We start from the raw sequence: 26,323 nt of genomic DNA on the forward strand, positions 1-26,323 counted from the left end.
CTTTTGTAAATCGAATTTTAGAAAAATTTATGAAAAGATCACTACTTATTTGTCTTCTATTGATGACAGTGCCCTTTATTTCTTTTGCGGAAGGAGAGGGACCTGTAGTTGAGGAAGAGAAATCTCAGATCCAGCGTGCAGCAGAGCAGGCATCAAAGGGGATGACTATTCCAATTGGGAAAAACTCTTATTTCAAGTATGGATTAGGAGTGCAGACATGGTTCCGTGCAGGGGAGATGAATCCGGGTTCCATTAATTCCAATACAGATCAGCCGGCGACGAATTTTCAGGATTTTGCCATGAGACGATTGAGAATGTTGGCTTACACCAATATTGAGAACAAGTACTTTTTCTGGACGCAGATTGGTATCACTTCTCATTCGCCTTATGATAAAGTACAGGCACCCATTTTCGTTCACGATTTTTGGGGGAAAATTCGCCTAGGTCAAACAGATAATTTTATCGGAGCAGGTCAGCATATGTTTATGGGGCTTTCTCGTCTGTCTTTGGTGAGTTATTGGAGAACCACTTCTTTGGATAATCCCTCCTTTAACTTTCCACAGGTAAACGTTAATGATGATTTTATCCGGATGATGGGGGTGTTCTTTCAGGGGATGACGGGCCGATTTAAGTATATGGCTTCCATTAACCAGCCCTTTCAGCCTTCTTCCTCCAGTCGTTTGAATACCAGAGCAGAAATAGCGGAAGGAGTTGCCAATGGGGATTACAAAGAAGGTACCGCGTATAATTTGCGTACTTCAGAGCTAAGTTATAATGCTTATTTGGAATGGCACTTCTTTTCCAAAGAGAAACCGGGTTTTTCTCCATTTAATACCATGTCGCATTTAGGGCAAAATGGTAGATTCCTGAATATTGGCGCAGGCTTCCGTTATGATGGTAGCAATATGGGCTATATCGAAAAAGGGGTGGCCAACCCTACCGCTGATGATATTAAAACACATAGTAGCCTCGCCTTAGCAACGGATGTGTTCTATGAAGAGCCAATGGCCAAGGGGGCAGTGCTGAATGTGTATGCGGCCTGGTATAATTACGATTATGGTCCAAATTATGTTAATACTATCGGAGTAATGAATCCGGGAGCGTTAGATCCAAATGCTTCCATTGGTACTCCCCAGGGTGCCGGGATCTCGCAGTATTATGTGGGAACCGGTAATGTTGGGTATTTGAATGTGGCCTATATTCTTCCTTTCACGATAGGAGAATTGGGACGTCTGCAGCCTTTTACTGCCTTGCAGTATAAAGACTTTGAAGCCTTAAATGACGCCTCTACCCAGTGGGACTTTGGGGCGCACTGGCTGTTGGCAGGTCATAATGTGAAGTTGTCTATGGCTTACTCTACCCGCCCGATTTACGATGAGGGGCTTAATTGGGTAGATTCAAAAGGATTGTTCATTACCCAGATGCAATTTAGATTCTAGTTTTCAAAAAGATATTGATGCAATAAAAAGCGGACTTTGTAGTCCGCTTTTTTTGTGCTGATTTTTTTGGGGAGCTTAGCCAGTTGTTGTGATAAATTAATCAGCTGAGGGTGAAATTGTGATGATTGATCGGTTTTATTTAATTCTAATTCAAACAATCCCGTAAAATTCCAAGCTAATTTCTATTTTCGGGAAGCATATTTTTTTGATCTTCTGTTTCTAAATCAACGGGACTTTTTATCTTTGATATACGCAAGCAGAAATCAAACAATAACCTAAAATATTCATGAGTGTATTAGTAAATAAAGATTCGAAGGTGTTGGTACAGGGATTCACTGGTTCTGAAGGTACTTTCCATGCGGGTCAGATGATAGAATACGGAACCAATGTAGTAGGTGGTGTGACTCCTGGTAAAGGTGGTCAGCAGCATTTGGAGCGTCCGGTGTTTAACACTGTTCAGGAAGCAGTAGATGCTACCGGGGCTGATGTTTCCATCATATTTGTGCCACCAGCATTCGCCGCAGATGCGATCATGGAGGCCACAGCAGCAGGTATTGGTGTCATTATTTGTATTACCGAAGGTATTCCAGTATTGGATATGCAGAAGGCCAAGGCTTATGTGAAAGAGCATGGCGCACGCCTGGTAGGTCCTAACTGTCCGGGAGTGATTACGCCGGAAGAAGCTAAAGTGGGGATTATGCCGGGCTTCATTTTCAAAAAAGGTCGTATTGGTATTGTTTCTAAATCCGGTACTTTGACTTATGAGGCAGCGGACCAGGTGGTGAAAGCCGGAATGGGCGTTTCAACTGCTATCGGTATTGGTGGTGATCCGATCATCGGAACTTCCACCAAAGAAGCAGTGGAATTGTTGATGGCAGATGAAGAGACAGATGCTATCGTGATGATTGGTGAGATTGGAGGTAACTATGAAGCAGAAGCTGCCCGCTGGATTAAGGAGCAGGGTAACCCGAAGCCGGTGGTAGGTTTTATTGCTGGCCAGACAGCACCGAAAGGGAAGCGTATGGGCCATGCCGGTGCGATCATCGGTGGTGCGGATGATACAGCCGAAGCTAAGATGAGAATCATGGGAGAGTGCGGCATTCATGTGGTACAATCTCCGGCAGATATTGGCGCGACTGTAATTGAGGCGATGGCGGCTTTGGAAGCATAAGTAAAAACATACGAACAGAAAGGAGGCTGTCTCATAATTCGAGATAGCCTCTTTTTTTGTCAAAAATGCAAGTACCCTCCCACCGGAGCGTTTTCAAATATGCGATTCTCCGAGACTAGGTTTTACTTTTGAGACGGCCTCTTTTTTATTTAGGGGCCCCACGGCAAGCGTGGGCGCGCTGTCGGCAGTCGCTTTTTTTGCGAAGCCGCTTCGCTTTAGCTTGCAAAAAAGAGCTCCCACAACTGGCTTCGCCACTGCCTCCATCCCTGGCCCGTTAGCCCTTGCCAAAGTACGTGTGGTCATCAATCTGCAAGGAGGGGAGGCGACATTTTAGAGCAAAAAAAAGCCTCTCCGGAAATTCCGAAGAGGTTAAAAATTTTATTTTCAATCTGCTTATTTCGCGTATGCGACAGATCTCATTTCTCTGATTACCGTGACCTTGATCTGCCCCGGATACTGCATGTCTTTCTCGATTTTCTGAGAAATCTGGAAAGAAAGACCTCCAGCCTGCTCATCCGTAACCGACTCGGAATCTACCAATACACGCAACTCACGACCGGCTTGAATAGCAAAACATTTGTTGACACCTTCAAAGCTCATCGCTAATGCTTCCATATCCTTCAGGCGCTTGATGTAAGATTCCATCACTTCACGACGCGCGCCCGGTCTGGAACCGGAAACAGCATCACAAGCCTGAATGATTGGCGCGATCAAAGTAGTCATCTCCATTTCATCGTGGTGCGCTCCAATAGCATTTACCACGTCCGGATGTTCTTTGTATTTCTTAGCCAATTCCGCCCCTAAAATGGCGTGCGGTAATTCCGGCTCTTCCGGCCATACTTTACCAATATCGTGCAATAGACCTGCGCGCTTGGCCATCTTGGAATTTAATCCCAGCTCAGAGGCCAAAGTAGCACACAGTTTCGCTACTTCGCGAGAGTGCTGCAACAAGTTCTGTCCGTAAGAAGAACGGAATCGCATACGTCCCACCAATTTGATCAATTCCGGATGCAATCCGTGGATGCCCAAATCAATACAGGTACGCTCTCCAATCTCCACGATTTCCTCTTCAATGTTCTTCGTCGTTTTAGCAACCACTTCCTCAATGCGGGCAGGGTGAATACGACCGTCCGCAACCAAACGGTGTAAAGACAAACGTGCAACTTCACGACGAACAGGGTCAAATCCGGAAATGATAATCGCCTCAGGAGTATCATCCACGATGATTTCCACACCGGTAGCCGCTTCCAAAGTACGAATGTTACGTCCTTCACGACCGATAATTTTACCCTTGATATCATCAGACTCAATATTGAAAACCGATACACAGTTTTCAATCGCATGCTCAGTAGCCGTACGCTGAATCGTTTGGATGACGATTTTCTTCGCTTCCTTATTGGCGGTCATTTTCGCCTCGTCCACGATATCCTTTGCTCTTGCAGATGCGGCCGTTCTGGCTTCATCTTCAATCTGCTTCATTAATGCCGCTTTTGCGTCTTCGGCAGAAAGACTCGCAATTTGCTCCAATAGCTCAATCTGCTTGTTTCTCTCTGCTTCTACAACCGCTCTTTTCTCATCAATGGTCGCTAATTCACCATCCAGCTGCTTCTTGATACGATTTAACTCCGCATCTTTCTTCTTGGCGACTTCCAGTTGTTTATTCAGGTTCTGCTCTTTCTGCTTTGCCCGGTTCTCAACCGTATTCATTTGATTCTTGCGCTTGTTAATCTCCTTGTCACAATCCGCTTTCAATGAAAGGATCTTTTCCTTCGCCTCCAAAATTTTGGTATTCTTGATTGAATCTCCTTCAATCTTGGCGTCTTTTACGATGCGTTCTGCATTCTGATGCGCCTCACGCTCTTGCGCTTGGAACATTTTTAATAGCAAACTTCGCCCAACAAAAACACCGATACCTAGCGCCACAACCGCAGTGATTGCAACGTAAATGAATATTTCCATTTTCGTATCGTTTTAGCAGGAAACGATTCTCTAAGTGATGGACATTCGGCTTTGGTCTGAAAAAAATATATTTTAGGGTCTTCAGGTTATAGTTTCTACAGGCTGTTGTTCAATAAGTCATTTAGAAAGCTGACCTTTTGTTCAATAGCGTTTTCATGTTCATGGTTTTCTACCTGATTCACCATGGAATCAAAAAGAATCATGGCCAGTAGATCCTGACGATCATCACAACGATACCGCGAACGGTAATCCTTGATCTTATCATTGATCATTGCAGCTACTTGTCGGACTTTGTCCTCGTCCTCCATGGCGACCTTCATAGGGTACTCTCGGTCGGCAATTTTTAGTTTGATCGATAGGTCCCCCATAATTATTTGCTTAAATGCGTGACGCACTTATCAATTTCCGAAATATATTCATCTATCAGTACCTTAAGGCCACTGGTATCCAATACACCATCTTTAAGGTTACCTGCAATTGAACTTATATTTAACTGGTTTTTGAAATCGGAAATCTGCTCGTCTTTGGCTTGAAGGGCTTGTTGCAGCTGCTGATTTTCGGCACGCAAATTCTGCACCTCATGCTTGAGTTGTTGATGTTCTGCGAGAATGAGTCTCACCTTGCGTTCCAACGCATGTAAATCGTTATGGATTTGCTTGTTTTTCATAGGCTGATTGCCGATCAACACCTAGGACGGAAATTCCAGATCTAAATTTATTTATATGTAATAATCCAAAGATTAAATTTCTAATCTTCAAAATACAGAAACATATAAGCTAAATCAAAGCGGTAGGCTAAAAAAAACCTACCGCAATGGTTATTTTTATGCTTTTCTTACAATTATTGGCGGATCACCGCGCCTAATTGTTTCTCGAAACTCGACTGTAATTTGTTCATGGTTTTGTCGATCACCTTGTCATTCAGGGTTTTGTTTTTGTCCTGCAAGATGAATGATAGTGCATAGGCTTTTTTGCCCGCATCAATCTTATCTCCTTCATAAACGTCGAAACAGTTAATGTTGGTGATCAAATTATTGCTGCTTTTTTGGGCCACTTCCATGATTTGTGCAAAATCGATCGACTTATCGATAACCAAAGAAAGGTCGCGACGCACCTCAGGGAATTTTGATACCGCTTCAAATACGATGTCATTATTCACCAATGCCATGATGGCATCCCAATCCAAATCAGCAAAGAAGATTTCTTCTTTTAAGCCGAATTGTTTTGCCAATTCCGGTTGTACCAATCCTACATATCCGAGCTGTTGCTTTCTGGTACCAATCTGTAAGCCATAAGCGAAAATCTCATTGCTGATCTTCTCTGTTTTAAGCTTGCTGATTTTGAACACTTCGAAAACCTTCGAAAGCTGGGCGCTCAGGTCGTGGAAAGTTACCGGACGACTTGCGTTAATCCAGTTTTCTGCTTCAAAATTACCGGTGATGGCCATGGCCAGACGGCTGTTCTGGCGGTATCCGTTTTCTTCTTTGAAGTAAACATTTCCAAACTCATAAAGCTTCAGATCTCTCTGACGGCGGTTATGGTTGTGCGAAATTACCTCCAGGAAGTTGAATACCATTTGCTGGCGCATTACATCCAAATCTTCCGAAAGGAAGTTCAGGATTTTCACCTGCTCCTCTTCTTTCACCTCTGCCTTATAATTGGAGTTGGTGATGGAGTTGGTCATGATTTCATAGTAACCATTGGCAGTCAAAATTTCCGCTACCTTACGCTCATTGTTCTGAGGGTAGTTGGTAGGGAAGTCGGCCAAATAGTCGGTGCCAGATGCTTCCTCCAATGGAATGTTATCCAGTCCATAGATACGCAATACTTCTTCCACAATATCCGCCGGACGCGTAACATCTACTCGGTAAGGAGGAACAATGGCCGTGAAGCCTTCTTCTGAAATATCCTGAAGGGTGATGTCAAGATCTGTCAGAATCTGATTAATGCGCGCTTTTGGAATTTCGATACCGATCAACTTATTGATATAAGCGTAAGTCACCGGAATCACGAAATCTTCTACAGCAGTCGGGTAGATGTCGGTAATTTCCGAAGAAATCTGGCCACCCGCCACTGCCTGAATCAATAGGGCTGCACGTTTCAATGCATACACCGTAATGTTCGGATCTGTTCCTCTTTCAAAACGGAAAGAAGCATCTGTTTTTAAAGTATGGCGCTGAGAAGAACGTCGGATGCTGTCAGCGGAGAAATAAGCACTCTCCAAAAAGATTTTGGTGGTGCCTTCGGTAACTCCCGATTTTTCACCGCCGAAAACTCCTGCAATACACATTCCTTCTTCTGCATTACAGATCATTAAATCCTTATCCGAGAGTTTACGGGTCTCGCCATCCAAAGTGGTGAATGCTGTGCCTTCCGGCAATTGCTTCACGATGACTTGATTGCCAGTGATTTGGTCCGCATCGAAAGCGTGAAGTGGCTGTCCCAATTCATGTAAAACGAAGTTGGTTACATCCACTACATTATTAATAGGTGCCAGGCCAATAGATTTCAGGCGGTTCTGTAACCACTCCGGTGATTCTTTCACTTCTAAGCCGGAAATGGTCAGGCCACTGTATCTCGGACAGGCGGTCGTGTCTTCCACTGTTACCGCTATCGGCAAATCATGGTTATCTACTTTGAAGTCCTCTACGGAAGGCATTCTGAGCTTTTCACCCGTCAGCGCTACAATATCACGGGCAGTACCTACATGAGAAGCCGCATCAGCACGGTTCGGGGTCAGGCCAATTTCAAATACCTCCTCGTTTTTGATCTCGAAGTATTCGGCAGCCGGCGTACCGTTTGGCTTGTCGGTGTCCAATACCATGATGCCATCATGGGAAGTCCCCAGGCCTAATTCGTCCTCTGCGCAAATCATTCCCATGGAAACCTCTCCACGGATTTTTGCTTTTTTGATTTTGAAACCTTCGCCACCATCAGGGTAAAGCATGGTGCCCACCGTCGCGACCACCACTTTTTGTCCGGCTGCTACATTTGGCGCGCCACAAACAATCGGAACAATGTTGTCATTCCCCAAATCTACGGTAGTCTTGCTCAGCTTGTCGGCATCAGGGTGTTTTTCACAAGTCAAAACTTCCCCAATCACAACGCCTTCCAAACCTCCTTTGATGGACTCAATGGTTTCAAGACCTTCTACTTCCAAACCTCCAGCGGTTAGGGCATCCCCTAAAGCCTCTGTGGCCAGGTTTATATCAATATATTCTTTTAGCCAGTTAACTGAAATCTTCATAAGAAAATGCTATGCAAATCAATCTATTCTAAAAAACAAAATTAATAGATTCCCTCATTTAAAATAATGCAAATGCGCGTTTTTTATTGGATTGGAAAAAGATGTCTACCAATTTTTCTAAAAAGTTGAATGAGAGGCGATAATTCTGAGGGAATCTGTGCGGTGATTAGGTTAATGTGTTTTCTGGAAAGCCTTTTCTCCGGCAGTAACAGGAATGTTGAGATGGTTTTCCAAAGGAGGGATTGGACAGCTCCAGCCATCCGAATAGGCGCAGTAAGGGTTGAAAGCTTTGTTAAAATCCAAAGTAATCAGGTCCTCTTTCGGTAATGGAATTTCGATATAGCGTCCGGCACCATAGGTTTCATGTCCTGTGGTGTTGTCTGTGAAAGCAACCAAAAGCATATCGGGATGAGCGGTGGGCTGCAGGGCTAAAAGTTTAAAGGGTTGTTTTTGAATCTCAAACTCTAAGTGGGCATAGGGGAAGTAAGTCTTCGCTTTTCCGGAGGAAGTCTGTACCGCTATTGTTTCGTTAGAAAATGTGCGATTCACTTTTGCCTGTAGGCAGAAATCGGTCTGAGCAGGGAAATAATCTAAATGTTGGAATGATTTTTTCTGCTCCTCCGTTAGTGGGGATTGTTCGCTGTTTTTAAAAAAATCATTTTGCTTCGAGCGATGCTCACTGATGGAAGCAAGGTAGGTTTCCGGTTGGTTTTGCTTATCGTCGGTTTGAAAGGAGTAAACAATAATTCCAATGAAAATCACGGAAAATACAATCAAAGCTATTTTTTTGGCCATTATTTTAGAATATATGGTAAGATTTTTGTTGTTTAAATGTCAAATATAGTTCAACACTCATGAAACAAGGTAAACATATTGCTATAACTTTTCTATTGATTTTGCTCGCTGGTGTCGGTTTTGGGCAAGGGGTAGAGGAGTATCAGCGATATCACCAGGAGGGCCGTGAACTTGCCAAAGAAGAAAAATTTAAAGAGGCAATAGCGGCATTTTCCAAGGCGATTGACATTATGCCTTATTACTCCGCTATTCATCTTGATCGGGGAGCGACCAGGTTGCAAGTGGGTGATTTCGAGGGAGCTATTGAGGATTTGGATTATGTAGCAGAGCGCCAGCCTTATAAAAAAGAAGTGTTTTTTTTAAGAGGAATTGCTCATTATCACTTGGGAGATTATGGTTTGGCATCGGAGGATGTGGATCATTATTTGACAGAGTATCCCAATAACCAGGAGGCAAAATCCTATAAGAAAAAATTAGATACTATTAAGGCGGAAGAGCAGGCGGTTTTAGCGCAGCAGTTGCAGCAACAACAAAGCAAAAAAGCTCAAATGACAGCCCAAAGAAGGGCGAGAAATACTCAAATTGTTTTAGGGACGGTAGTGCCCCTGGCGATTTGGACGGCATTAGTGCTTTCCTGGTAAAAAAATAGTAATCGGGATAAAAAAAATCCGCAATGCTGATTCAGTATTGCGGATTTTTTTTGTGCTTTTTTTAGCCCGGGTTATTCATGATTTTGCGCCGTGCAAGTCCATAAGGTGGGGATTTGAAAGCGTATAGAAATAAAATGAAACACCTTTTAGTGTGCCTGCAGGTATTAAATCCTGCACGGAAAGGTTGGTCAGCCACCGTAAGCGAGTATTGCATAGTTGGTAGAAATGTCAGCATGAAGCGTATACAGCGAGTGCCAAAGGCGTATTTTTAGCCTCGAAATTTAATTCATCGTTGAAGCATTAACCTTATTCATAGTTGGTGCAACATCAATGTAGCAGTAATGACAAGTAGCATTGATTCGACCGGGGTCTTGGTTTACGTCAAAGGTACAATAGGCACGCATGGAAACACGGGAGAGCCTCCTGCCTCCACACGAAACAAGGGTCAATATGGAAATGCCCTACCGAAATATTTCCAAATCAGCATGGTCTATATGCTCACCATGTCTGATGCTAAGAATGAGAGCATATCGTAGTGGTATCAGTACCGAGGGAAACCGCAGGGAATGAGATGGGCAAAGGCAGTCTTAGCATCTCCATAGTACCGTTTGAAAGCTGGGAAATCTTTACCCAAGAAAGCCAGTAAGTAGGGAAGGGAAAACCTGGGCCTTGATTGGTCTGGGGGATGCCTTAAATTGGGGCGATAATTTAGAAACATTAAAACAAGCACCGGATGCAACTAAAAAGATGTCAACAGTAGAATTAGAGATAGCAGCACGAGCAAGAAAACACAAGAACACTGCATTGACGAATGTAAGTCAGTTCATAGACGAAAATATGCTAACAGATTGTTTTCACAGCCTGAACAAGAATAGTAGTCCGGGCGTGGATGGTAAATGTTGGTATCATTACAATCTTGAATCTGAAACTCGCATACCAGCACTATTAACCGAATTTAAAACGGGGAAGTATCGAGCTCCTTCTATACGCAGGGTTTATATCGACAAGGGGAAATCAGGGAAACGCCCATTGGGCATCCCGACCATTGAAGATAAGATACTTCAGGAAAGTGTGCGCCGCACCCTGAACCCCATCTATGAAGAGGAATTTAAGGCCTTTTCATTCGGATTCAGGAATGGATATTCTGCACATCAAGCGGTAGAATATATGTTTAGGGAAGTAAGCTTTAAAGGATTGCATTACATCATTGATGCTGACATAAAGAATTACTTTGGATGCATCAATCATGCACAACTTCGAGAGTTTCTTGACTTACGGGTCAAAGATGGCGTGATACGCAGAACGCTAAATAAATGGTTAAAAGCAGGTATACTGGAGGATGAGCAGTTGCAATATCCAACAGAGGGTACCCCTCAAGGAGGGATAGTATCTCCCTTGCTGAGTAATATTTATTTGCATCATGTGCTGGATGAATGGTTTTCCGAGCAAATACAGCCATTATTAAAGGGAAAAAGTACTATAGTCCGCTATGCCGATGATTTTGTATTGGGTTTTGATAATGCTTCGGACGCCGATCGGGTAATGAATGTCTTGCCAAAGCGATTTGAGAAATACAATCTTGAATTACACCCTGACAAGACAAAGATCATTAACCTAAAGAGCAAAAGAGGCGAAGGCGAAAGAGGTTTTGATTTTCTGGGATTTACACATTTTCTAAGCGCAGGTCGCAACGGAAAAATGATATTGAAAAGAAAAACAGCTAGCAAAAAGCTGAACCTCTCACTCGTTAAAATGCAAGACTGGATAAAGTCAAACCGGCATCGTAAGCTCGATGAAATCATCAATGAATTGAATTTGAAATTACGCGGATACTATAATTACTATGGAATCACCTTCAATAGCAGAAGTCTGCAGGGTTACTATCACCATGTTCGGCGTATGCTTCACAAATGGTTAAATCGCAGAGGTGGACGTCCTGCATGGAACTGGGAGCGGTACAATCGCTTAATTACAGAATGGAGGCCACTACTTAAACCAAAAATCTATCACAGCTTTCTGAAAGCGAAACCAATTTAGGAGGAACCGTATGCGGGAAATCCGCTCGTACGGGTCTGTGAGGGAGCGGGGAGGTAACAACCCGCTCTACTCGGAAAATCCTCGTTGAGCTGCAAGGCGGAGAAATAGAAGGAATAGCTTTCTATTTCGAGTTTTTCCAACGAAGCAGATGAATGAAGAGAAAGCAAGCTTATCGAAATTTGGATAATTATTAAATCAATGAATTTAACTGCAATGCCTTGATAGTGACCCTCTTGATGGGGCTTCCTGAATCTATCGGTGCATAATTTGCCTTAGAGCGTGTTAAAAAGCCAAAATTCGCAGCGAAAATTTGATTATGGCAGAAGCGATGCCCGATTATTTTGAGAGAATAGCATCACTATTGTTGAGAAATTATCCAAAATCGTTTTCAATAATTCGAATTTGCAACCGGATGGTGGGCTTTTAAACACGCTCTTATTCATCAGGCAAAAAAAAAGACCGTAACTGCTTTAGCCACGATCTTCTTAGTTATTCGCCTATTGATGTTCACTAATTCTAACGGGAACTATCAATTTCGGTTCCTTTTTTCATGAAAAATTAAAAGGGAAAGTAATCCGGTTTTAAATGTTACCATCGAATACCATCATCTTCTTCCACTTTGTTTCTATTCCAGCCTTTATTGTTTGGTCGATATATTTCAAACTCCACCCGACGGTTTAGCTCCCGGTCAGATTCCGTTTTTTCCTCTACCAGTGGCTGTTGAGCGCCATAACCAATAGCCTCAATACGGTCTTTACTAATTCCTCCAAAATACTCAATATAATCTTTAATGGCATCCGCCCGCTTTTGGGATAACTGAATATTGGCTTGTGGATTTCCTTTAGTATCGGTATGTCCCGAGATTTTGAGTTTAAAATCCGGATTATCGAGCAGGAAGTTCCCAATTTTGTCCAAATCGTAATACATGGCCGATTTTAATTCAAAGGAATTATTGTCAAATACCACAGATTCGAACTGCATTCGGGAGGAAATCGGACGCGTCTGATCATCGAAGTTAGTGTCTCCCTGCAGGGTGAAAATCTTCTCAATCCTGAAGAATTCATCTCCCTGAATCACCATTAAATATTGTCGGTTATCGATCAATTCAAATTGATAGGAACCATCTTCCCTCAAATACTTTGGCGCAATGGCAATCCCTTCTTCCATGTCAATGATGGAAACTATGCCGTCTGTAAAAGGGCTGTTGCTCAGGGAATCTGTCAGTGTACCGGTCAATTTCGTGGTCGCCAATGGCTGTGCGCCCATGGGCAGTGGGAAGGAATACAAATCCAGATTCTCCATATTGTTTTCTATGGATTTGGCATAGTATAGATTTTCAGACTCCTGGTCGATGGTAAAGTAGAACTCAGATCCCTTCCCATTGACCAGCGGGCCAATATTACTGGATTCGCCCCAGCGATTATTTTCTTCTAAATACGCTTTGTAAATATCAAATTCTCCAAAATTTATCAGCTGACCACTGGAGCTGAAATACAATACATTATGCTTTGGGTGAACGAAAGGGCTTACTTCACTTCCCCGGGTATTGATCACCGGCCCCATATTTTTTGCCGGGAGCCAGTTTCCGTTACGGTCTTTATGGGTGTAATAAAGATCCGACATCCCAAATCCTCCAATACGGTCAGAGGCAAAATAAAGCGTATCCTCTGAAGGAGAAAGACTGGGGTGAGAATCCCAGGCCGTAGAGTTTACGTTACGACCAAGGTTTTTGACCTCTCCCCAGGTGCTGTCCGCCTGAAGTTGTGCCACAAAAAGGTCACAATTACCGAAGGTCTCCGGGGTGTTGCAACGTGAGAAATAGATGGTGGTGCCATCTTTCGAAAGGTAAGGAGAGCCTTCATTGGCCTCGGTATTCAGTTCTTTTAAAGGAAGGGCCTCATCCCAATACCCGTCTCCCAAAGATTTAATAATGAATAGATCTTCATTGGGTACCGGATCAAAGTTGCGGCGAATACTATTGCGTTGGGAGGTGAAAATGATGGTGCTATTGTCCCAGCTGATAGAAGGGCCATAATCAGATTTATTGGAATTTACATAGAATCCCATATTCAGGTCAATCCCCTGCGGAGGCCTCAGCGTATCCAGTTTCTCTCTGAATTCCACCAGGTCATAATAATAATCTAAAGGAACGTAGTCTTCCGGTTTACGACCCGCCATTTTGTAATATTTGGATTGGACTTTCTGGAAATCCACCCCGGCATGATGATGTTTTAACACCAGTTTGTATAACCGTTGGGCATCATAAAATCGACCCTGTTCTTCTGTAATATTGGCCAATCGCCATAGCCAGTAGGTATCTCTTCTGAAATTATCAACACCAAATTTTGAAACGTAGTCCCATAGCAAAGGGTAAAGTGCATCGCTATCCTTGGCCTTGTCTAATTTGTTCAGCTTATTTAGTTCAGATTTATCGTAATAATACCTAATCTTATTTACATTGGGGAAAAGAAATAATTCCTGTAATTTATAATCATGGGGATTCTCAATAACATTTTTGTCTTTTTTTTGTCGTTTTTGTGCCAGCCCTTCTGAAAAAGGGTGTAAAATTGACATAAAAAAAAGCGCCCAAACCAAGGGGGTAAGCCTCAGGCTGACAATTTGTGTTTTATTTCTGCTCATAAAGTGCATATTGGCGCTCGAATAATACAATAATTAGCTATACTTTGCAAGATAGGGGTTTTGGCACATCCCTTGCCCAAATATAGTGACATCTTTATAATTTTTGCAGAATTTGCAATAACTGTCAATTTGACATATAAATATATCTATGGATTCAAAGAAAGACCTGTTCCAAAATGTGATTCTAGCGGAAATGCAGGAGACTGAAACCGGAGAATTCATTTCTATTAATGAGGAAATGGATGCCGCGGAGGTCAATAGTTCCGATATTCCGGATGAATTACCCATTCTTCCTATAAAAAATACTGTGCTCTTTCCGGGTGTGGTGATTCCGATCACCGTTGGACGCGCCAAATCCATTAAGTTGGTAAAAGAGGCTTATAAAGGCGACCGCATTATTGGTGTGGTGGCTCAAAAAAATAAAGACATTGAAGATCCTAAGGTACATGATTTTTATGCCATAGGAACCGTGGCCCGCATTGTGAAAATGCTGGTTTTGCCTGATGGAAACACCACCATCATCATTCAGGGGGTTCGTCGATTCCTTTTGCAGGACATCATTTCCGAGGACCCTTATTTTAAGGCCAGTATCCTGACCTTGGACGAGAGCTTCCCGGCGAAAGAATCGGAAGAAGCAGCGGCTTTGATTGAGACGCTGAAAGATTCCGCCAATAAAATTTTGAGGTTAAATCCGGATATGCCGCAAGAGGCACAATCTGCGATCGACAATATCGACTCCCCGGCATTTTTGACCCACTTTTTGGCTTCTAACCTTTCGGTGCCGCCAAAAGAAAAGCAAAGAATTTTGGAGACAGACTCCGGAGTGGAGCGTTCTACGCTGCTATTGGAGTATATGTTGAAGGAAATTCATATGCTGGAGCTGAAGAATGAAATCCAAAGCAAGGTGCATTCTGATTTGGATGCCCAGCAGCGTGATTATTTCCTCCGCCAGCAGATGAAGGTATTGCAGGATGAGTTGGGACAGGGTGGTCCTGAGTCTGAGGTCAGAACACTTCGCAAAAAAGGCGAAAAGAAAAAATGGCCTAAAGAAGTGAAAGATCACTTCCTGAAGGAGTTGGATAAATTGAGCCGGGTGAACCCTCAGGCGCCGGAATATGCGGTGAATTTGGGCTATGTAGAGTTCATGATAGACCTTCCATGGGAGGAGTTTACCGAGGATAATTTTGATCTGAAGCGAGCGCGTAAAATCCTGGATAAGGAGCATTACGGTTTGGAGAAGGTCAAAGAGCGGATCATTGAATACCTGGCGGTATTGAAGTTGAAGCGTGATTTGAAAGGCCCGATTTTGTGTTTATATGGCCCTCCGGGTGTGGGTAAAACTTCCCTGGGGCGTTCAATTGCCAACGCACTGGGGCGTGAATATGTACGGATGTCTTTGGGTGGATTGCATGATGAGTCGGAGATCCGAGGTCACCGTAAGACCTATATTGGCGCGATGGCGGGTAAGGTTTTACAGAACCTGAAGCGCTGTAAAACGGCCAATCCGGTATTTGTACTGGATGAAATTGATAAGGTAAGTTCTGATTTCCGTGGTGATCCATCTTCTGCATTATTGGAGGTATTGGATCCGGAGCAAAACAACAACTTCGTAGATAACTATTTGGAAATTGGCTTTGACCTTTCTAAAGTTCTTTTTATTGCCACTTCCAACTCATTGGAAACCATTCAGCCCGCTTTGCGTGACCGTATGGAGATTATTGAGCTGACTGGCTATACCCAGGAGGAAAAAGTAGAAATTTCTAAAAAGCACCTGATTCCTAAGCAACGCGAGGAGCATGGATTGAAGGCGGCGGATATTACCTTCAATAAAGCCGCCATTAAGTCGGTGATTGATGGCTACACCCGCGAATCCGGTGTTCGTAATCTGGAGCGTAAGCTTGGGGCAATTTGCCGTAATGTGGCTAAATCAGTGGCAATGGAGGAGGAGTACACCAAGTCCATTTCCAACGGCAGAGTGGAAGAGATTCTGGGGCCTCAGATTTTCGATAAGGAGCTGTATGAAAATAACCGTACCGCAGGTGTTGTGACTGGCCTGGCCTGGACACAAGCGGGTGGGGAGATCCTATTCATTGAGTCAGCTTTAAGTCGTGGTGCAGGTAAACTTACGCTTTCCGGCCAGTTGGGAGATGTCATGAAGGAATCCGCCATGGCAGCATTAACTTACCTGAAGGCCAATGCAGAAAGGTTGGGCATCGATTATCGTATATTTGACCGATATGATTTGCACATCCACGTACCGGCCGGGGCAGTGCCTAAAGATGGTCCTTCTGCCGGTATCACCATGCTGACCTCCCTGGCTTCGGTTTATACGCAGAAAAAAGTCCGCTCCAAACTGGCCATGACGGGAGAAATCACCCTTCGTGGACAAGTGTTGCCAGTTGGTGGGATTAAAGAGAAAATTTTGGCGGCGCGAAGAGCGGGAATCAAGGAGATTTTACTTTGTGAGAAAAACCGAAAAGATGTAGAGGAAATTGAGGCACAATACATCAGCGATCTGAACATTCAGTTCGTGAAAGATGCGCAAGAGGTATTGGATTTTGCCTTATTGAATGAGCAGGTCAGCGAGCCTGTGAACTTCATTTTGGAAGATAAAAAATCTGTAAAAGCATAATTAGAAAATTGGAGGAGCGAGCGCTTCTCCTCTTTTTTTGTTTTTTTGAATAATTCACGATCCTGATCGTCTATATGCTGCAAGGTTAAAAATAAAGGACGAGAAAGCCATTACTTCTAAAATTGGGACTATTCTTGTTTTAAGAAACGCCCTGGAGAGGGGCATTCGATATATTTTGAAACAAAAAAATATAGCAGTGAATTGTTCGGATTTAGGGAATTTTTACAAATTGACCCGATGCACCATTTATCCTTTAAATTGTTGAGAAATTTTTTTGGCTTACTGTTTATCATGCTGTTGTTTCAGCAACCTCTTCTGGCACAGTCCATCAAATCAAGTGCATTTGGTTTGTTGAACATGCCCTATTCAGCGCATTCCGCAGCAATGGGAGTAGTGATGCCAGCGGCTTATAAGCAGGATCCTTCAGTCTTTTTATCCAATCCGGCGGCGGCTCTGCCTGAATTTAATAATCATTTAGGTTTGCATTATGCAGGCCTGTATGCTGGCTTGAATCAAGGGGCGGTAAGCTATGTGTTGTCGAGTGAAAAGACGGGGAATTGGGGCTTCGGAGCCCAGTATTTGAACTATGGAGAAATGTTGGGCTATGATCCTTCCGGAAATCCGGAGGGGACTTTTACCGCCGCCGATTATGTAGTGTCAGTGACGAAGCAACATCAGGTGTCTCATTTTTCAGTAGGGCTGACTGCCAAATTCATTTCTTCCCGAATAGAAAGCTATGGTGCCAGTGCCATGCTGTTTGATGCCGGGATTTTGTTTATTCATCCCAAAACGGATTTTACAGCAGGTTTAGTGATTAAGAATTTTGGTTTTCGTACCAGTAATTTTGACAGCGAACCGGTCCCGATTCCTTTTGATGTGCAAATGGGGGTGAGCTTTAAGCCGGAACACATGCCTTTGCGCTTTTCAGCCTCGGCTTCCTATCTTCCCCATGATGCGGCTTACCTGGAGGAGGAAAGTGATCAGAATACGACCATACGGGATGTTTTTCGCTATTTCAATTTTGGAGCGGAACTCTTGTTTCATAAAAATGTAAACCTGCTGGTGGGCTATAATCAGCATATTCGGGCAGGTCTGGCGATGGAAGATAAAAAAGGTTTATCAGGCTTCGCCCTGGGCGGAAGAATTCTCGTAAAAAAACTGACAATGGAGTACACCTATGCTGCTTATCATGCGGCGGCGGGAGCCCATTATGTAACCCTCAGTACCAATCTATCCAACTGGAAAAAATAAAATCATAACCGTCTGTAGATTTTAATTACAGGTGTAAAGAAATAAAAATGCTAGAAGATAAAAATTATTTGACCCCACGCGAGATTGTCGTGGAACTGGATAAATATATTATCGGACAAGCGGATGCCAAACGTAATGTGGCGATCGCCCTGAGAAATCGTTGGCGTCGAATGAATGTCCGTTCTGAATTGCAGAGAGAGATTGTTCCGAATAATATTCTGATGATCGGGGCGACCGGGGTAGGGAAAACGGAAATTGCCCGCAGATTAGCTAAAATCGCCAAAGCCCCTTTCACCAAAGTGGAGGCTTCCAAATTTACCGAAGTGGGCTATGTTGGCCGCGATGTGGAAAGCATGGTGCGCGACCTGGTAGAGCAGTCCGTGAACCTGGTGAAAAAAGAGAAGGAAAAAGGCGTGAAAGAGCGTGCGACGGAAGCGGTGGAGAATATCATTTTGGATGCTTTGATTCCACCAGTAGCAGGTTCGCAAAGCGTATCTACTACCTCCGGAGAACCAAAATCAGATGCCGAGCTGAATCAGCAAACGCGTGAGCATTTCCGTCAGAAAATCCAGAGTGGAGAGATGGACGATCGCAAGATCGAGATCAATGTGAGTCAGCCTTCTACTTCCGGTATTGGTATGGTTGGTGGTGGAATGATGGATGAATCATCCATGATCAACCTGCAGGAAATGCTGGGCAATATGATGCCGAAGAAAAACAAGAAGCGTAAAGTCACGATCGGAGAAGCGAAGAAATTGCTTTTTGACGAAGAGGCCAGCAAGCTGATTGATATGGACGAGGTGAAAGAAGAGGCGATTCGTCGTGCCGAAAACACCGGTATGATCTTTATTGATGAGATTGATAAAATAGCTAAATCTTCCGGAAAAGGAGGGAGCGGTGGCCCAGATGTCAGCCGGGAAGGGGTGCAGCGTGATTTGTTACCTATAGTGGAGGGCTCTTCCGTCACTACCAAATATGGGGTCATCAATACCGAGCATATTCTTTTTATTGCTGCCGGAGCCTTTCATTTGTCCAAACCATCTGACCTTATCCCGGAATTGCAGGGGCGCTTCCCGATTCGCGTGGAGTTGCAGGATCTGACCAAAGAGGATTTCTATCAGATCATCAAAGAGCCCAAGAATGCATTGACCAAGCAGTATATGGCCTTGTTTGAGGCAGAGGAGGTGCGCCTGGAATTCAATGATGAGGCCTTGGATGAAATCGCACAAATCGCCTTTGACATCAACTCTGAAATTGAAAATATCGGAGCCCGCCGTTTACATACCGTGATGTCCCGCTTGTTGAATGATTTCTTATTCGATATTCCGGATGTGATCGGGCCAAATGCCCATGTGATGGTCACCCGTGAAATGGTAAAAGAGAAACTCGATGGAGCGGTAAAAAACAAAGACTTGAGTCAGTTTATTCTGTAAAACACCAAAATGAAATAAAAAAAAGAGGGTTTTTCGCCCTCTTTTTTTATTGCCTAAACGCTGAATTGCTTATCTTTTCAATGAATTCATTCACCAAATTTAAAGCAAATGCACTACTATATTATTACCGGAAGTAGCCGTGGGATTGGCCGCGCATTGGTAGAACAATTGATAAAGGAGGAGAATAATTTTGTGATCGGCATCTCCCGTAGCTATAGGGAAAGTAGCGATCGCTATCACCATATTGAATTTGACCTCGGTGATATTGCAGACTTGAAACAGCAGGTTTTTCATTTTTTTGAAAAAATTCAGGCGCCCCAAAAAGTGGTGCTCATCAATAATGCCGGTACCCTGGGGGAAATAGGTCACGTGGGTGGGCTTTCTTCAGATGGCCTGGAAAAAGTGATGAATTTAAATGTGACTGCGCCGACGATTCTGATGAATGAGTTTGTGAGACAGTTTGCCGGGATTTCCGCCGATAAAATCATCCTGAATATCAGTTCCGGAGCGGGTAAGTATCCGGTGGATGGCTGGTCGGCTTATTGTGCTTCAAAATCTGCACTGGACCTCTTTTCCAAAGTAGTGGCAGAAGAGTGCATTTTGAATGAAAATGGAATCAAGGTATTTTCGGTAGCGCCCGGAGTGGTGGATACGGAAATGCAATCTACCATTCGTAAGGCAGATCAGCAGGAGTTCAGAACACTGGGCAAATTCTTGAAATTGAAAGAGGATCAGCTCTTAAGTGCTCCGGAAGCGGTGGCGGATAAACTCCTTCAAATTATTAAAGAATCAGATAAATACGCAGAGGTATTATTGGATGTCCGGAAGCTCTAGTTCGGGGATCATGTCTTCTATCGCAGTTCTGGGGCTGGATAACCAACGAATTTTTCCTGTTCCTGCTTTTAGTGATTTCCAGTGGTCAACCGGAAGCTGAAGCCAGCAACTAGCTCCGGTGGGATAGTGCGATATGGAAATACCACTCAAGAGCTCTATGCAATGGGCAATTTCCGGATTGTGTCCGAAGACGATGAGCTTTTCAAATTGATCCGGTAGCATTTGAAACATTCGGATCATATCATGGGCATCACAGCCATAGAGTTCCTCTCTCAGGTCTGTCTTTAGCCACTGGAAGGGGAGGGGCTCAACCACTGCCAGGCAGGTGTCCATTGCGCGTGTGGCGGTGGAGCAAAGGATTTTGTCCGGATGATAAGGCAGTTGCTTCAGCTTTTGGCCGATCTCTAAGGCATTGGCTTTCCCTCTTTTATTCAGGGGGCGGAACTTATCGGATAATTCGGGGATTTTCCAGCTGGATTTGGCGTGACGGATGAACATGATGTTTTTCATAGGAAATAATTTCAAAAATAACTCACTGAATGTCAATCAGGAGGGCCTAAGAGTCAAAAATAATTTTCAAATTACCCAGAAAAAGGCCTGAATGGTTCGTTCAAATATTGCAGGCAAATTAACAAAGAACCAATTTTTACCCGGGGAAGAATCGTTATGACTATTCGTGATCTAAAGAAACTGGTGCGGCAGGGGGAAGGTCAGTTTGTGGAGTTTAAGAAAAAGGCAAACCATCCTGAAAAAATTGTTAAGGAAGTAGTGGCGTTTGCCAATGCTTCCGGTGGCAAGCTCATGATTGGAGTGGATGATTTCGGGGCTTTAGCGGGCTGTAAATATCCGGAAGAAGAGGCCTACGTTTTGGAGAAGGCTTTTAAGGAGATGATTTATCCCACCATTTCCATGGAAAAAGAGGAGGTGAAGCTCGATACCGGAAAAACCATATTGATTTATCATGTTCCGGAAGGTGATCGAAAGCCGTATCGCGTAAAATTTGAAGACAACAGCAAGGTTTATATTCGACGTGAAGACCGAAGTATTCAGGCCTCGGCACCGGTAAGGGAGATTATCCGACGTAGGCAAAACCCTAAAGATATTCGTTTTCAGGTAGGGGAGGTGGAGCAGAAGCTGCTGGCATATCTGGAGCAACATCGCTATATTACCGTAGCTCAACTCTCTCAGATGGTGAAGGTCAATAAAAAAATGGCTGCCAGGAAATTGATTATTTTGGTGTTGGCCAATGTGCTGGATATTCACCCTTTTGAAGAGGAAGATCGCTATTTTTTAAAAGCGCAATAATATGAAAATCATCGAGGTCACTGATCAGAATAAGGGAATCTACCTCCAGCTGTGCCAGGCTTATGAAGCAGAGTTTTCAGCCTTAACGGAAAAGCTGCCTGATGAATACGGGGTTTTTGCATTAGACACGCCCGTGGTTCCTCCTTATCTAGGCTTACTCTGGGTGCAGGAGGGAATTCCCATAGGCTTTGCTAATATCCGATTGGGAGCGGATTATAATAACAATACTCCGTAAAGAATTAGGCCGCAATACAGCCAAATCTCTCTATCTGGAGCATTTGCTCTGAATTATTGTACGGTTCGGGGGCAATCCCGAACCCTTTAAATATTCTTTGGATATAGTTTCGATTAAAATATAGCATCTTAATACTTGATAATGAGAAGGGTTCCTTTTCTTCGGTTTTATTATCAAAATAGTGAAGCGCCTTTGCCACGGACACCGCCGTTAGAGACATATTGATGTGATTATGTATCTTATTTTTACTCCTCGCCTGGCAGTGAGTCAGACCGGTGAATTGTTTGGCATCTCGAAATAGAAACTCAATTTGAAATCGAAGTCGATAACGCTCAATTATTGCGGAACCGCTTTGATTAATGTCTGTACTGAATAAAATTTCTCGTCTGGTTTTCCCATTGTCAAGCTCTGTAACGACGACCACACACTTGATCCATCGTTTAAGACTTTTACTATGAACCTCTGCTTCGAAAGCCTCCGTGTTTTCATTTTTGAAACATAGTGTAAAGTGTCTTTGGTCAAGATTATTAAATTTCACTTTTTCTCCATAGACCTTGGGTCGCCCTCTTTTTCCGGTAGGTGGTTCGGTATTTCTGTAACGAAGAAATGCGTTTTTAGCCAATTTACTAATGATAATAAACCCTTTTTCTACTATTGGATCGACGAATGGAAAGCGCGAAAAGTAAGCATCAACAACCACACTATCTGATACTTGCTTGTACAATTCAGCATTTGACAAAATCAAATTGGCATAAAAGGTCAGCAAATTAAATGACTCGTCCTCACTCTTAAAGGTTTGATGGGCCTCTAAATGCATTGCGGTTTTACTTTCGAGGCCAACACTTGCTATTCCTGTAATTTCCAGACCTCTTTTTGTTGAATTATCACAGCCTGACCAAAAGTACCCTAAACCTGGGGTGAGTTGACCACTTTTGGAAACATAACTTGGATCAAAGGCAATGATGCGCAATTCATCTTTAAGTGTCTTAATGAGCTCTATATTGAAGAAAAGGTAATTGAAATATTTCTCATACCATGATCTAATCGTGGCCTCATTGTACCGCAGATACCGACTCATGTTAGTGAAATTATTACGACCACGGAAAGACAGTAGTCCTTTTAAATTTTCTATCATGAAATCCCTCTCCCATTTGTTAATGTCTAACATTTTATGGAATATTTGCGCTAGGAGTGTTTCGATGCTCTTGATGGTGACTTAGTATGTTGGTGTTTGGCGATACAAATATACAGGTCACCATTTTTTTTACAATAGCTCAAAACTCTACGGAGTATTATAATAAAGTATGTGAGTTTTATGTAATTCCCGCAGTCAGGAAGAAAGGCTTTGGGAAAGCCTTGGCCTTTGAAATATTCCGGCGCTATCCGGGAAAGTGGGATGTCCGACAATTATTCGCAGCCAAGCGAGCGCAACTTTTTTGGAAGGCAACCATTGATGACTTTACCTCTGGAAATTATCAGGAGAGCCAGTTGAGTGATCCTGATTGGGGAGAGGTGATTTGTCAACGATTTCAATCCTGAATGGGGCATATAAAAACCGCAGAGCTTGAAAAACGCTGCGGTTATTATTTTGTCTGGTGCGGAGCATACTACCAGGTGGTAGATTTCACCAAAAGTGCTGCTTTCAGAATGTCTCGACGACTTACTAAACCCAACAACTTTCCGTTTTCCAGTACCGGGAATCGCTTGTATGGCGATCGGGTAAACATCTGGGCAACATCGAAAAGATCCATGTCCGAATTAACCGTGGTCAGGTCGGTAGTCATATAGTCTTTTACCAAATTGCCCCGAACGGGGTGGTTGTCGTAAGCTCTATCCAAAACCATTTTTAGAAAGTCTGATTCCGTGATGATTCCAATTAATTTGCCGGAATCATCCAGTACGGGAGCACCAGAAATTCGCTTTTCCAAAAGGAAGTCCATGGCATCAAAGGCATTCTCACTAGGGGAAATGGTGACCAACGATTTGTTCATGAATCGGGTAACCTTTTCATACTGATACCGATTAACCTCGGGCTCCTTTCTTGCAGGTTTAAAGTTCATAAGCGTAAAATTATAGTTTGGATCTTAAGAATATAATCAAAAACTTACTCAAAATCAAGTGGTTGAGGTGATGGGTGTGCTGTTTTGTTATGAAATTTGAAGGGAATTCCTGAAAAAAATGATGAATTTTATACTAAGGTAAGGTCCGGAGGTAAAGTGGCTTAAAATCCCGTGATTCTCAGACAAATTATAGCGCAGTTATTGAGTTTTTGAAGATTTTACTTACCTTTGCACGACTAAAACATGAGACGGCTACTAAGCCGTTTTTTGGTGTTTTGAGAATTTCATTACCCCTGCATGCAATTGGTTGACATTCGGGGGTTTTTCAGTTAATTGGCAACTCAATTAAAAGTATACTACTTTGGATATTACATTAGACAAAAGCTCGAACACGGAAGCTTCTATCAATATTAAATTGACCGAAGCTGACTACAGTGAGAAAGTTGAGAAAAAAATCAAGCAGTACGCTAAGCAGGCTGATATTAAAGGTTTCCGTAAAGGAAAAGTTCCTGCAGGTGTGATCCGTAGAATGTACGGTACTTCAATTTTGGTAGATGAAGTAAATCACATTTTGTCTCATGCAGTAGAGGACTACATCCGTGATAACAAATTGCAAATTATTGGTCAGCCGTTGCCGAACGTTGAGGAAAACGCCAACATTGACTGGGATAAGCAAAAAGAATTCGAGTTTTCGTACTCAGTAGGTTTGGTAGGTGATATCACTTACACTACGGATCTTACAATCGATTCTTATTCAATCAGCGTTGATGAGAAGCAATTGAATGAGACGATCGAGAACTTGTTGCAAAACGGTGGTGAGCAAACTTCTCCTGAAGTAGCGGAAGAAACTGATAAAGTAACAGGAGAATTGACCATCGAAGGTGAAGAGGAAGCGATTCATGTGATGGTTGATATTGCTGATTTGGCTACTAAAACAGGAAAAGAAATCTTTATCGGAGCTAAAGCAGAAGACGAAATTACTTTCGATATCCGCAAAGCTTACCGTTCAAATGAGAAAGTGGCGAATTTCTTGCACCGCGAGGAAGCGGATGTAAAAGAGATCAAAGGCGACGTTAAAATGGTCGTGAAGTCTATCTCTCGCATCGCTGAGGCAGAAATGAACCAAGAATTTTTCGATAAAATCTTAGGTCCGGGTAAAGCATCTAACGAAGATGAGTTCCGTGCTGAGGTTTCTAAAATCTTGGGTGAAAACTATGACAATCAGGTAGAGAACTACACTGCTCGTCAGATCCAGGATAAATTGGTAGATGGTACTGAAGTAGAATTGCCAGAAGCTTTCTTGAAGCGTTGGTTGGTTGCTACTCAGGAAGAATTGACTGCTGAGAAGGTTGAAGCTGAATTCGATAATTATAGAAAAGAATTCAAGTGGATGTTGTTGGCGGATAAAATCGCTGCTGATAACGAAATCAAAGTAGAAGATGCTGATATCAAGACAAAAGCTACTGAGATGTTCAAAGTTCAATTCGGTGCAATGACCGGTGGTGAGCAAAATGAGCAAATCGAGGAGATGTTGAAAGGTATCGTGGATAACTACCTGAAAGAGAACAACGGACAAAACTACATGAACTTGTACAATCAGGTTCGCTTCGATCGCATCATTAAATTGGTGGAAGAGAAAGCAACAGTAGTAGAGAAAGACGTTACTTTCGAAGAGTTTACTAAAGCAGTTTCTGCAGAGTAATATCCTTTGAATAATGATATTTTAGTCGGCATCTTTCAGGTGCCGACTTTTTTTATACTTTGGCAAACGTAAGCGGATCTCAATACGTATTTATAAAAGTATTATTCAAAACTAGGCGTATTTAACAAATTCCTGACAGGGAAAAGATCAAGTCCCCCTTTGTGATGGGTCTTTTTTTTTATCTTTGTTATTTACAACCTGAATTAACCTCCAACACCAATGATGTTTGACAAAGACGAATTCAGAAAATTTGCCACTAAACACCAGGGCATTTCCAGTAGCTTGTATGACAGCTACGCACACCATGTAGAAGGAATGACGCGTTCAGTGATTGAAGAGCGTCCGACTAATTTCCGTGAAATTGACGTGTTCAGCCGTTTGATGATGGACCGTATCATTTTCCTGGGTACACAGGTGGACGATCATATTGGAAATATCATTACGGCACAGTTGCTTTTCCTGGAGTCTGTAGACCCTAGCAAGGACATTTTGTTGTATGTGAACTCTCCTGGTGGTAGTGTTTATGCAGGTTTAGGTATTTATGACACCATGCAGTATGTGCGTCCTGATGTGGCGACCATCTGTACCGGTTTGGCTGCTTCTATGGGAGCCGTTTTACTTGCCGGTGGTGCTGAAAACAAGCGTTCTGCTTTACCTCATGCCCGCATCATGATTCACCAGCCTTTGGGTGGTGCACAAGGACAGGCTTCTGATATTGAAATCACAGCCCGTCAAATTTTAACATTGAAAAAGGAACTGTACGATATTTTGGTAAAACATTCCGGTAAATCCTTCGAAGAGGTGGAGCGCGATTCAGATCGTGATTACTGGATGAAGGCAGATGCCGCCAAAGAGTATGGCCTTATCGATGAAGTTTTAACGCGATAAGCATTTAAAGCATTCCGCAGCCAAGATGCGGAATGCTGTTAATTAA

General features: G+C 43.1%; 23 protein-coding genes. 14 read left to right on the top strand and 9 right to left on the bottom strand.

The window, feature by feature from the left end; genetic code table 11:
* Window positions 1–29: 29 nt before the first annotated feature.
* Complete coding sequence (locus NG22_RS00325; RefSeq protein WP_157600786.1) at window positions 30–1,439, top strand: hypothetical protein; 1,410 nt, start codon at window positions 30–32, stop codon at window positions 1,437–1,439.
* 286 nt (window positions 1,440–1,725) lie between these two features.
* Window positions 1,726–2,610: a succinate--CoA ligase subunit alpha gene (gene sucD / locus NG22_RS00330; RefSeq protein WP_053403886.1), complete on the top strand. Its 885-nt coding sequence runs from the start codon at window positions 1,726–1,728 to the stop codon at window positions 2,608–2,610.
* Between the two features lie 393 nt (window positions 2,611–3,003).
* On the opposite strand, the gene rny is transcribed toward sucD, so the two are convergent.
* The 5 genes from rny to NG22_RS00360 form a co-directional block, all read right to left on the bottom strand.
* Window positions 3,004–4,569: a ribonuclease Y gene (gene rny / locus NG22_RS00340; protein ID WP_053403888.1), complete on the bottom strand. Its 1,566-nt coding sequence runs from the start codon at window positions 4,567–4,569 to the stop codon at window positions 3,004–3,006.
* Between the two features lie 95 nt (window positions 4,570–4,664).
* Complete coding sequence (locus tag NG22_RS00345; protein WP_053403889.1) at window positions 4,665–4,937, bottom strand: cell division protein ZapA; 273 nt, start codon at window positions 4,935–4,937, stop codon at window positions 4,665–4,667.
* A 2-nt stretch (window positions 4,938–4,939) separates the two neighbouring features.
* Window positions 4,940–5,236, bottom strand: coding sequence for a hypothetical protein (locus NG22_RS00350; RefSeq protein WP_063790975.1), 297 nt, complete (start codon window positions 5,234–5,236; stop codon window positions 4,940–4,942).
* A 173-nt stretch (window positions 5,237–5,409) separates the two neighbouring features.
* The gene (gene pheT / locus NG22_RS00355) at window positions 5,410–7,815 is read right to left on the bottom strand and encodes a phenylalanine--tRNA ligase subunit beta (RefSeq protein ID WP_053403891.1); all 2,406 of its coding nucleotides are present in this window, start codon (window positions 7,813–7,815) and stop codon (window positions 5,410–5,412) included.
* A 171-nt stretch (window positions 7,816–7,986) separates the two neighbouring features.
* Window positions 7,987–8,610 carry a DUF1684 domain-containing protein gene (locus tag NG22_RS00360; protein ID WP_053403892.1) on the bottom strand — a complete coding sequence of 208 codons (624 nt, stop codon included), beginning with the start codon at window positions 8,608–8,610 and terminating at the stop codon, window positions 7,987–7,989.
* A gap of 59 nt (window positions 8,611–8,669) precedes the next feature.
* On the opposite strand from NG22_RS00360, the gene NG22_RS00365 reads away from it, so the two are divergent.
* The 3 genes from NG22_RS00365 to ltrA all read left to right on the top strand — a co-directional run bounded on the left by NG22_RS00365 (window position 8,670) and on the right by ltrA (window position 11,297).
* Entirely contained in the window at window positions 8,670–9,251 is a 582-nt protein-coding gene (locus NG22_RS00365) for a tetratricopeptide repeat protein (RefSeq protein ID WP_053403893.1), read from the top strand.
* A gap of 350 nt (window positions 9,252–9,601) precedes the next feature.
* Complete coding sequence (locus tag NG22_RS17690; protein ID WP_157600787.1) at window positions 9,602–9,796, top strand: hypothetical protein; 195 nt, start codon at window positions 9,602–9,604, stop codon at window positions 9,794–9,796.
* Between the two features lie 133 nt (window positions 9,797–9,929).
* Window positions 9,930–11,297, top strand: a complete 1,368-nt coding sequence (gene ltrA / locus NG22_RS00370; RefSeq protein ID WP_216597577.1) for a group II intron reverse transcriptase/maturase — start codon at window positions 9,930–9,932, stop codon at window positions 11,295–11,297.
* A gap of 588 nt (window positions 11,298–11,885) precedes the next feature.
* On the opposite strand, the gene NG22_RS00375 is transcribed toward ltrA, so the two are convergent.
* Window positions 11,886–13,937, bottom strand: coding sequence for an OmpA family protein (locus NG22_RS00375; protein ID WP_253275633.1), 2,052 nt, complete (start codon window positions 13,935–13,937; stop codon window positions 11,886–11,888).
* A 148-nt stretch (window positions 13,938–14,085) separates the two neighbouring features.
* On the opposite strand from NG22_RS00375, the gene lon reads away from it, so the two are divergent.
* The 4 genes from lon (at window position 14,086) to NG22_RS00395 (ending at window position 20,087) form a co-directional block, all read left to right on the top strand.
* The gene (lon, locus tag NG22_RS00380) at window positions 14,086–16,569 is read left to right on the top strand and encodes an endopeptidase La (RefSeq protein WP_053403895.1); all 2,484 of its coding nucleotides are present in this window, start codon (window positions 14,086–14,088) and stop codon (window positions 16,567–16,569) included.
* 261 nt (window positions 16,570–16,830) lie between these two features.
* Window positions 16,831–17,820 (top strand): type IX secretion system protein PorQ, encoded by a 990-nt coding sequence (gene porQ, locus NG22_RS00385; protein WP_172674291.1) that lies wholly within the window; start codon window positions 16,831–16,833, stop codon window positions 17,818–17,820.
* A 47-nt stretch (window positions 17,821–17,867) separates the two neighbouring features.
* A complete protein-coding gene (gene hslU, locus NG22_RS00390) occupies window positions 17,868–19,253 on the top strand; it encodes an ATP-dependent protease ATPase subunit HslU (protein ID WP_053403897.1) in 1,386 nt (461 codons plus the stop codon).
* A gap of 108 nt (window positions 19,254–19,361) precedes the next feature.
* Window positions 19,362–20,087, top strand: a complete 726-nt coding sequence (locus NG22_RS00395) for an SDR family NAD(P)-dependent oxidoreductase (protein WP_053403898.1) — start codon at window positions 19,362–19,364, stop codon at window positions 20,085–20,087.
* On the opposite strand, the gene NG22_RS00400 is transcribed toward NG22_RS00395, so the two are convergent.
* On the bottom strand, window positions 20,064–20,597 hold the full coding sequence (locus tag NG22_RS00400; protein WP_053403899.1) for a histidine phosphatase family protein: 534 nt from the start codon (window positions 20,595–20,597) through the stop codon (window positions 20,064–20,066). The genes NG22_RS00395 and NG22_RS00400 overlap by 24 nt on opposite strands.
* Window positions 20,598–20,753: 156 nt before the next feature.
* Between NG22_RS00400 and NG22_RS00405 the strand changes: the two genes are divergently transcribed.
* Both NG22_RS00405 and NG22_RS00410 read left to right on the top strand, forming a co-directional pair.
* Window positions 20,754–21,392 (top strand): helix-turn-helix domain-containing protein, encoded by a 639-nt coding sequence (locus NG22_RS00405; protein ID WP_053403900.1) that lies wholly within the window; start codon window positions 20,754–20,756, stop codon window positions 21,390–21,392.
* Window position 21,393: 1 nt separating this feature from the next.
* The gene (locus NG22_RS00410) at window positions 21,394–21,627 is read left to right on the top strand and encodes a hypothetical protein (RefSeq protein WP_053403901.1); all 234 of its coding nucleotides are present in this window, start codon (window positions 21,394–21,396) and stop codon (window positions 21,625–21,627) included.
* A 4-nt stretch (window positions 21,628–21,631) separates the two neighbouring features.
* Here NG22_RS00410 and NG22_RS00415 read toward each other — a convergent pair whose 3' ends face one another.
* Entirely contained in the window at window positions 21,632–22,795 is a 1,164-nt protein-coding gene (locus tag NG22_RS00415) for a transposase (protein WP_053403902.1), read from the bottom strand.
* A 59-nt stretch (window positions 22,796–22,854) separates the two neighbouring features.
* Here NG22_RS00415 and NG22_RS17960 point away from each other — a divergent pair, with 59 nt between their 5' ends.
* The gene (locus tag NG22_RS17960) at window positions 22,855–23,166 is read left to right on the top strand and encodes a hypothetical protein (protein WP_216597578.1); all 312 of its coding nucleotides are present in this window, start codon (window positions 22,855–22,857) and stop codon (window positions 23,164–23,166) included.
* Window positions 23,167–23,234: 68 nt separating this feature from the next.
* Here NG22_RS17960 and NG22_RS00425 read toward each other — a convergent pair whose 3' ends face one another.
* On the bottom strand, window positions 23,235–23,687 hold the full coding sequence (locus tag NG22_RS00425) for a CBS domain-containing protein (protein WP_053403904.1): 453 nt from the start codon (window positions 23,685–23,687) through the stop codon (window positions 23,235–23,237).
* Window positions 23,688–24,048: 361 nt separating this feature from the next.
* On the opposite strand from NG22_RS00425, the gene NG22_RS00430 reads away from it, so the two are divergent.
* Both NG22_RS00430 and NG22_RS00435 read left to right on the top strand, forming a co-directional pair.
* Window positions 24,049–25,389 carry a trigger factor gene (locus NG22_RS00430; RefSeq protein ID WP_053403905.1) on the top strand — a complete coding sequence of 447 codons (1,341 nt, stop codon included), beginning with the start codon at window positions 24,049–24,051 and terminating at the stop codon, window positions 25,387–25,389.
* A 222-nt stretch (window positions 25,390–25,611) separates the two neighbouring features.
* Entirely contained in the window at window positions 25,612–26,277 is a 666-nt protein-coding gene (locus NG22_RS00435) for a ClpP family protease (protein WP_172674395.1), read from the top strand.
* Window positions 26,278–26,323 lie beyond the last annotated feature (46 nt).

This window comes from Persicobacter sp. CCB-QB2 (assembly GCF_001274635.1).
In the GTDB taxonomy this organism is placed as follows: Bacteria; Bacteroidota; Bacteroidia; order Cytophagales; family Cyclobacteriaceae; genus Persicobacter; species Persicobacter diffluens.

Coding starts and splice junctions, on each gene's coding strand:
- NG22_RS00325 (WP_157600786.1), top strand. CDS start 30: ATGAAAAGATCACTACTTATTTGTCTTCTATTGATGACAGTGCCCTTT.
- sucD (WP_053403886.1), top strand. CDS start 1,726: ATGAGTGTATTAGTAAATAAAGATTCGAAGGTGTTGGTACAGGGATTC.
- rny (WP_053403888.1), bottom strand. CDS start 4,569: ATGGAAATATTCATTTACGTTGCAATCACTGCGGTTGTGGCGCTAGGT.
- NG22_RS00345 (WP_053403889.1), bottom strand. CDS start 4,937: ATGGGGGACCTATCGATCAAACTAAAAATTGCCGACCGAGAGTACCCT.
- NG22_RS00350 (WP_063790975.1), bottom strand. CDS start 5,236: ATGAAAAACAAGCAAATCCATAACGATTTACATGCGTTGGAACGCAAG.
- pheT (WP_053403891.1), bottom strand. CDS start 7,815: ATGAAGATTTCAGTTAACTGGCTAAAAGAATATATTGATATAAACCTG.
- NG22_RS00360 (WP_053403892.1), bottom strand. CDS start 8,610: ATGGCCAAAAAAATAGCTTTGATTGTATTTTCCGTGATTTTCATTGGA.
- NG22_RS00365 (WP_053403893.1), top strand. CDS start 8,670: ATGAAACAAGGTAAACATATTGCTATAACTTTTCTATTGATTTTGCTC.
- NG22_RS17690 (WP_157600787.1), top strand. CDS start 9,602: ATGACAAGTAGCATTGATTCGACCGGGGTCTTGGTTTACGTCAAAGGT.
- NG22_RS00375 (WP_253275633.1), bottom strand. CDS start 13,937: ATGAGCAGAAATAAAACACAAATTGTCAGCCTGAGGCTTACCCCCTTG.
- lon (WP_053403895.1), top strand. CDS start 14,086: ATGGATTCAAAGAAAGACCTGTTCCAAAATGTGATTCTAGCGGAAATG.
- hslU (WP_053403897.1), top strand. CDS start 17,868: ATGCTAGAAGATAAAAATTATTTGACCCCACGCGAGATTGTCGTGGAA.
- NG22_RS00395 (WP_053403898.1), top strand. CDS start 19,362: ATGCACTACTATATTATTACCGGAAGTAGCCGTGGGATTGGCCGCGCA.
- NG22_RS00400 (WP_053403899.1), bottom strand. CDS start 20,597: ATGAAAAACATCATGTTCATCCGTCACGCCAAATCCAGCTGGAAAATC.
- NG22_RS00405 (WP_053403900.1), top strand. CDS start 20,754: ATGACTATTCGTGATCTAAAGAAACTGGTGCGGCAGGGGGAAGGTCAG.
- NG22_RS00410 (WP_053403901.1), top strand. CDS start 21,394: ATGAAAATCATCGAGGTCACTGATCAGAATAAGGGAATCTACCTCCAG.
- NG22_RS00415 (WP_053403902.1), bottom strand. CDS start 22,795: ATGTTAGACATTAACAAATGGGAGAGGGATTTCATGATAGAAAATTTA.
- NG22_RS00425 (WP_053403904.1), bottom strand. CDS start 23,687: ATGAACTTTAAACCTGCAAGAAAGGAGCCCGAGGTTAATCGGTATCAG.
- NG22_RS00435 (WP_172674395.1), top strand. CDS start 25,612: ATGTTTGACAAAGACGAATTCAGAAAATTTGCCACTAAACACCAGGGC.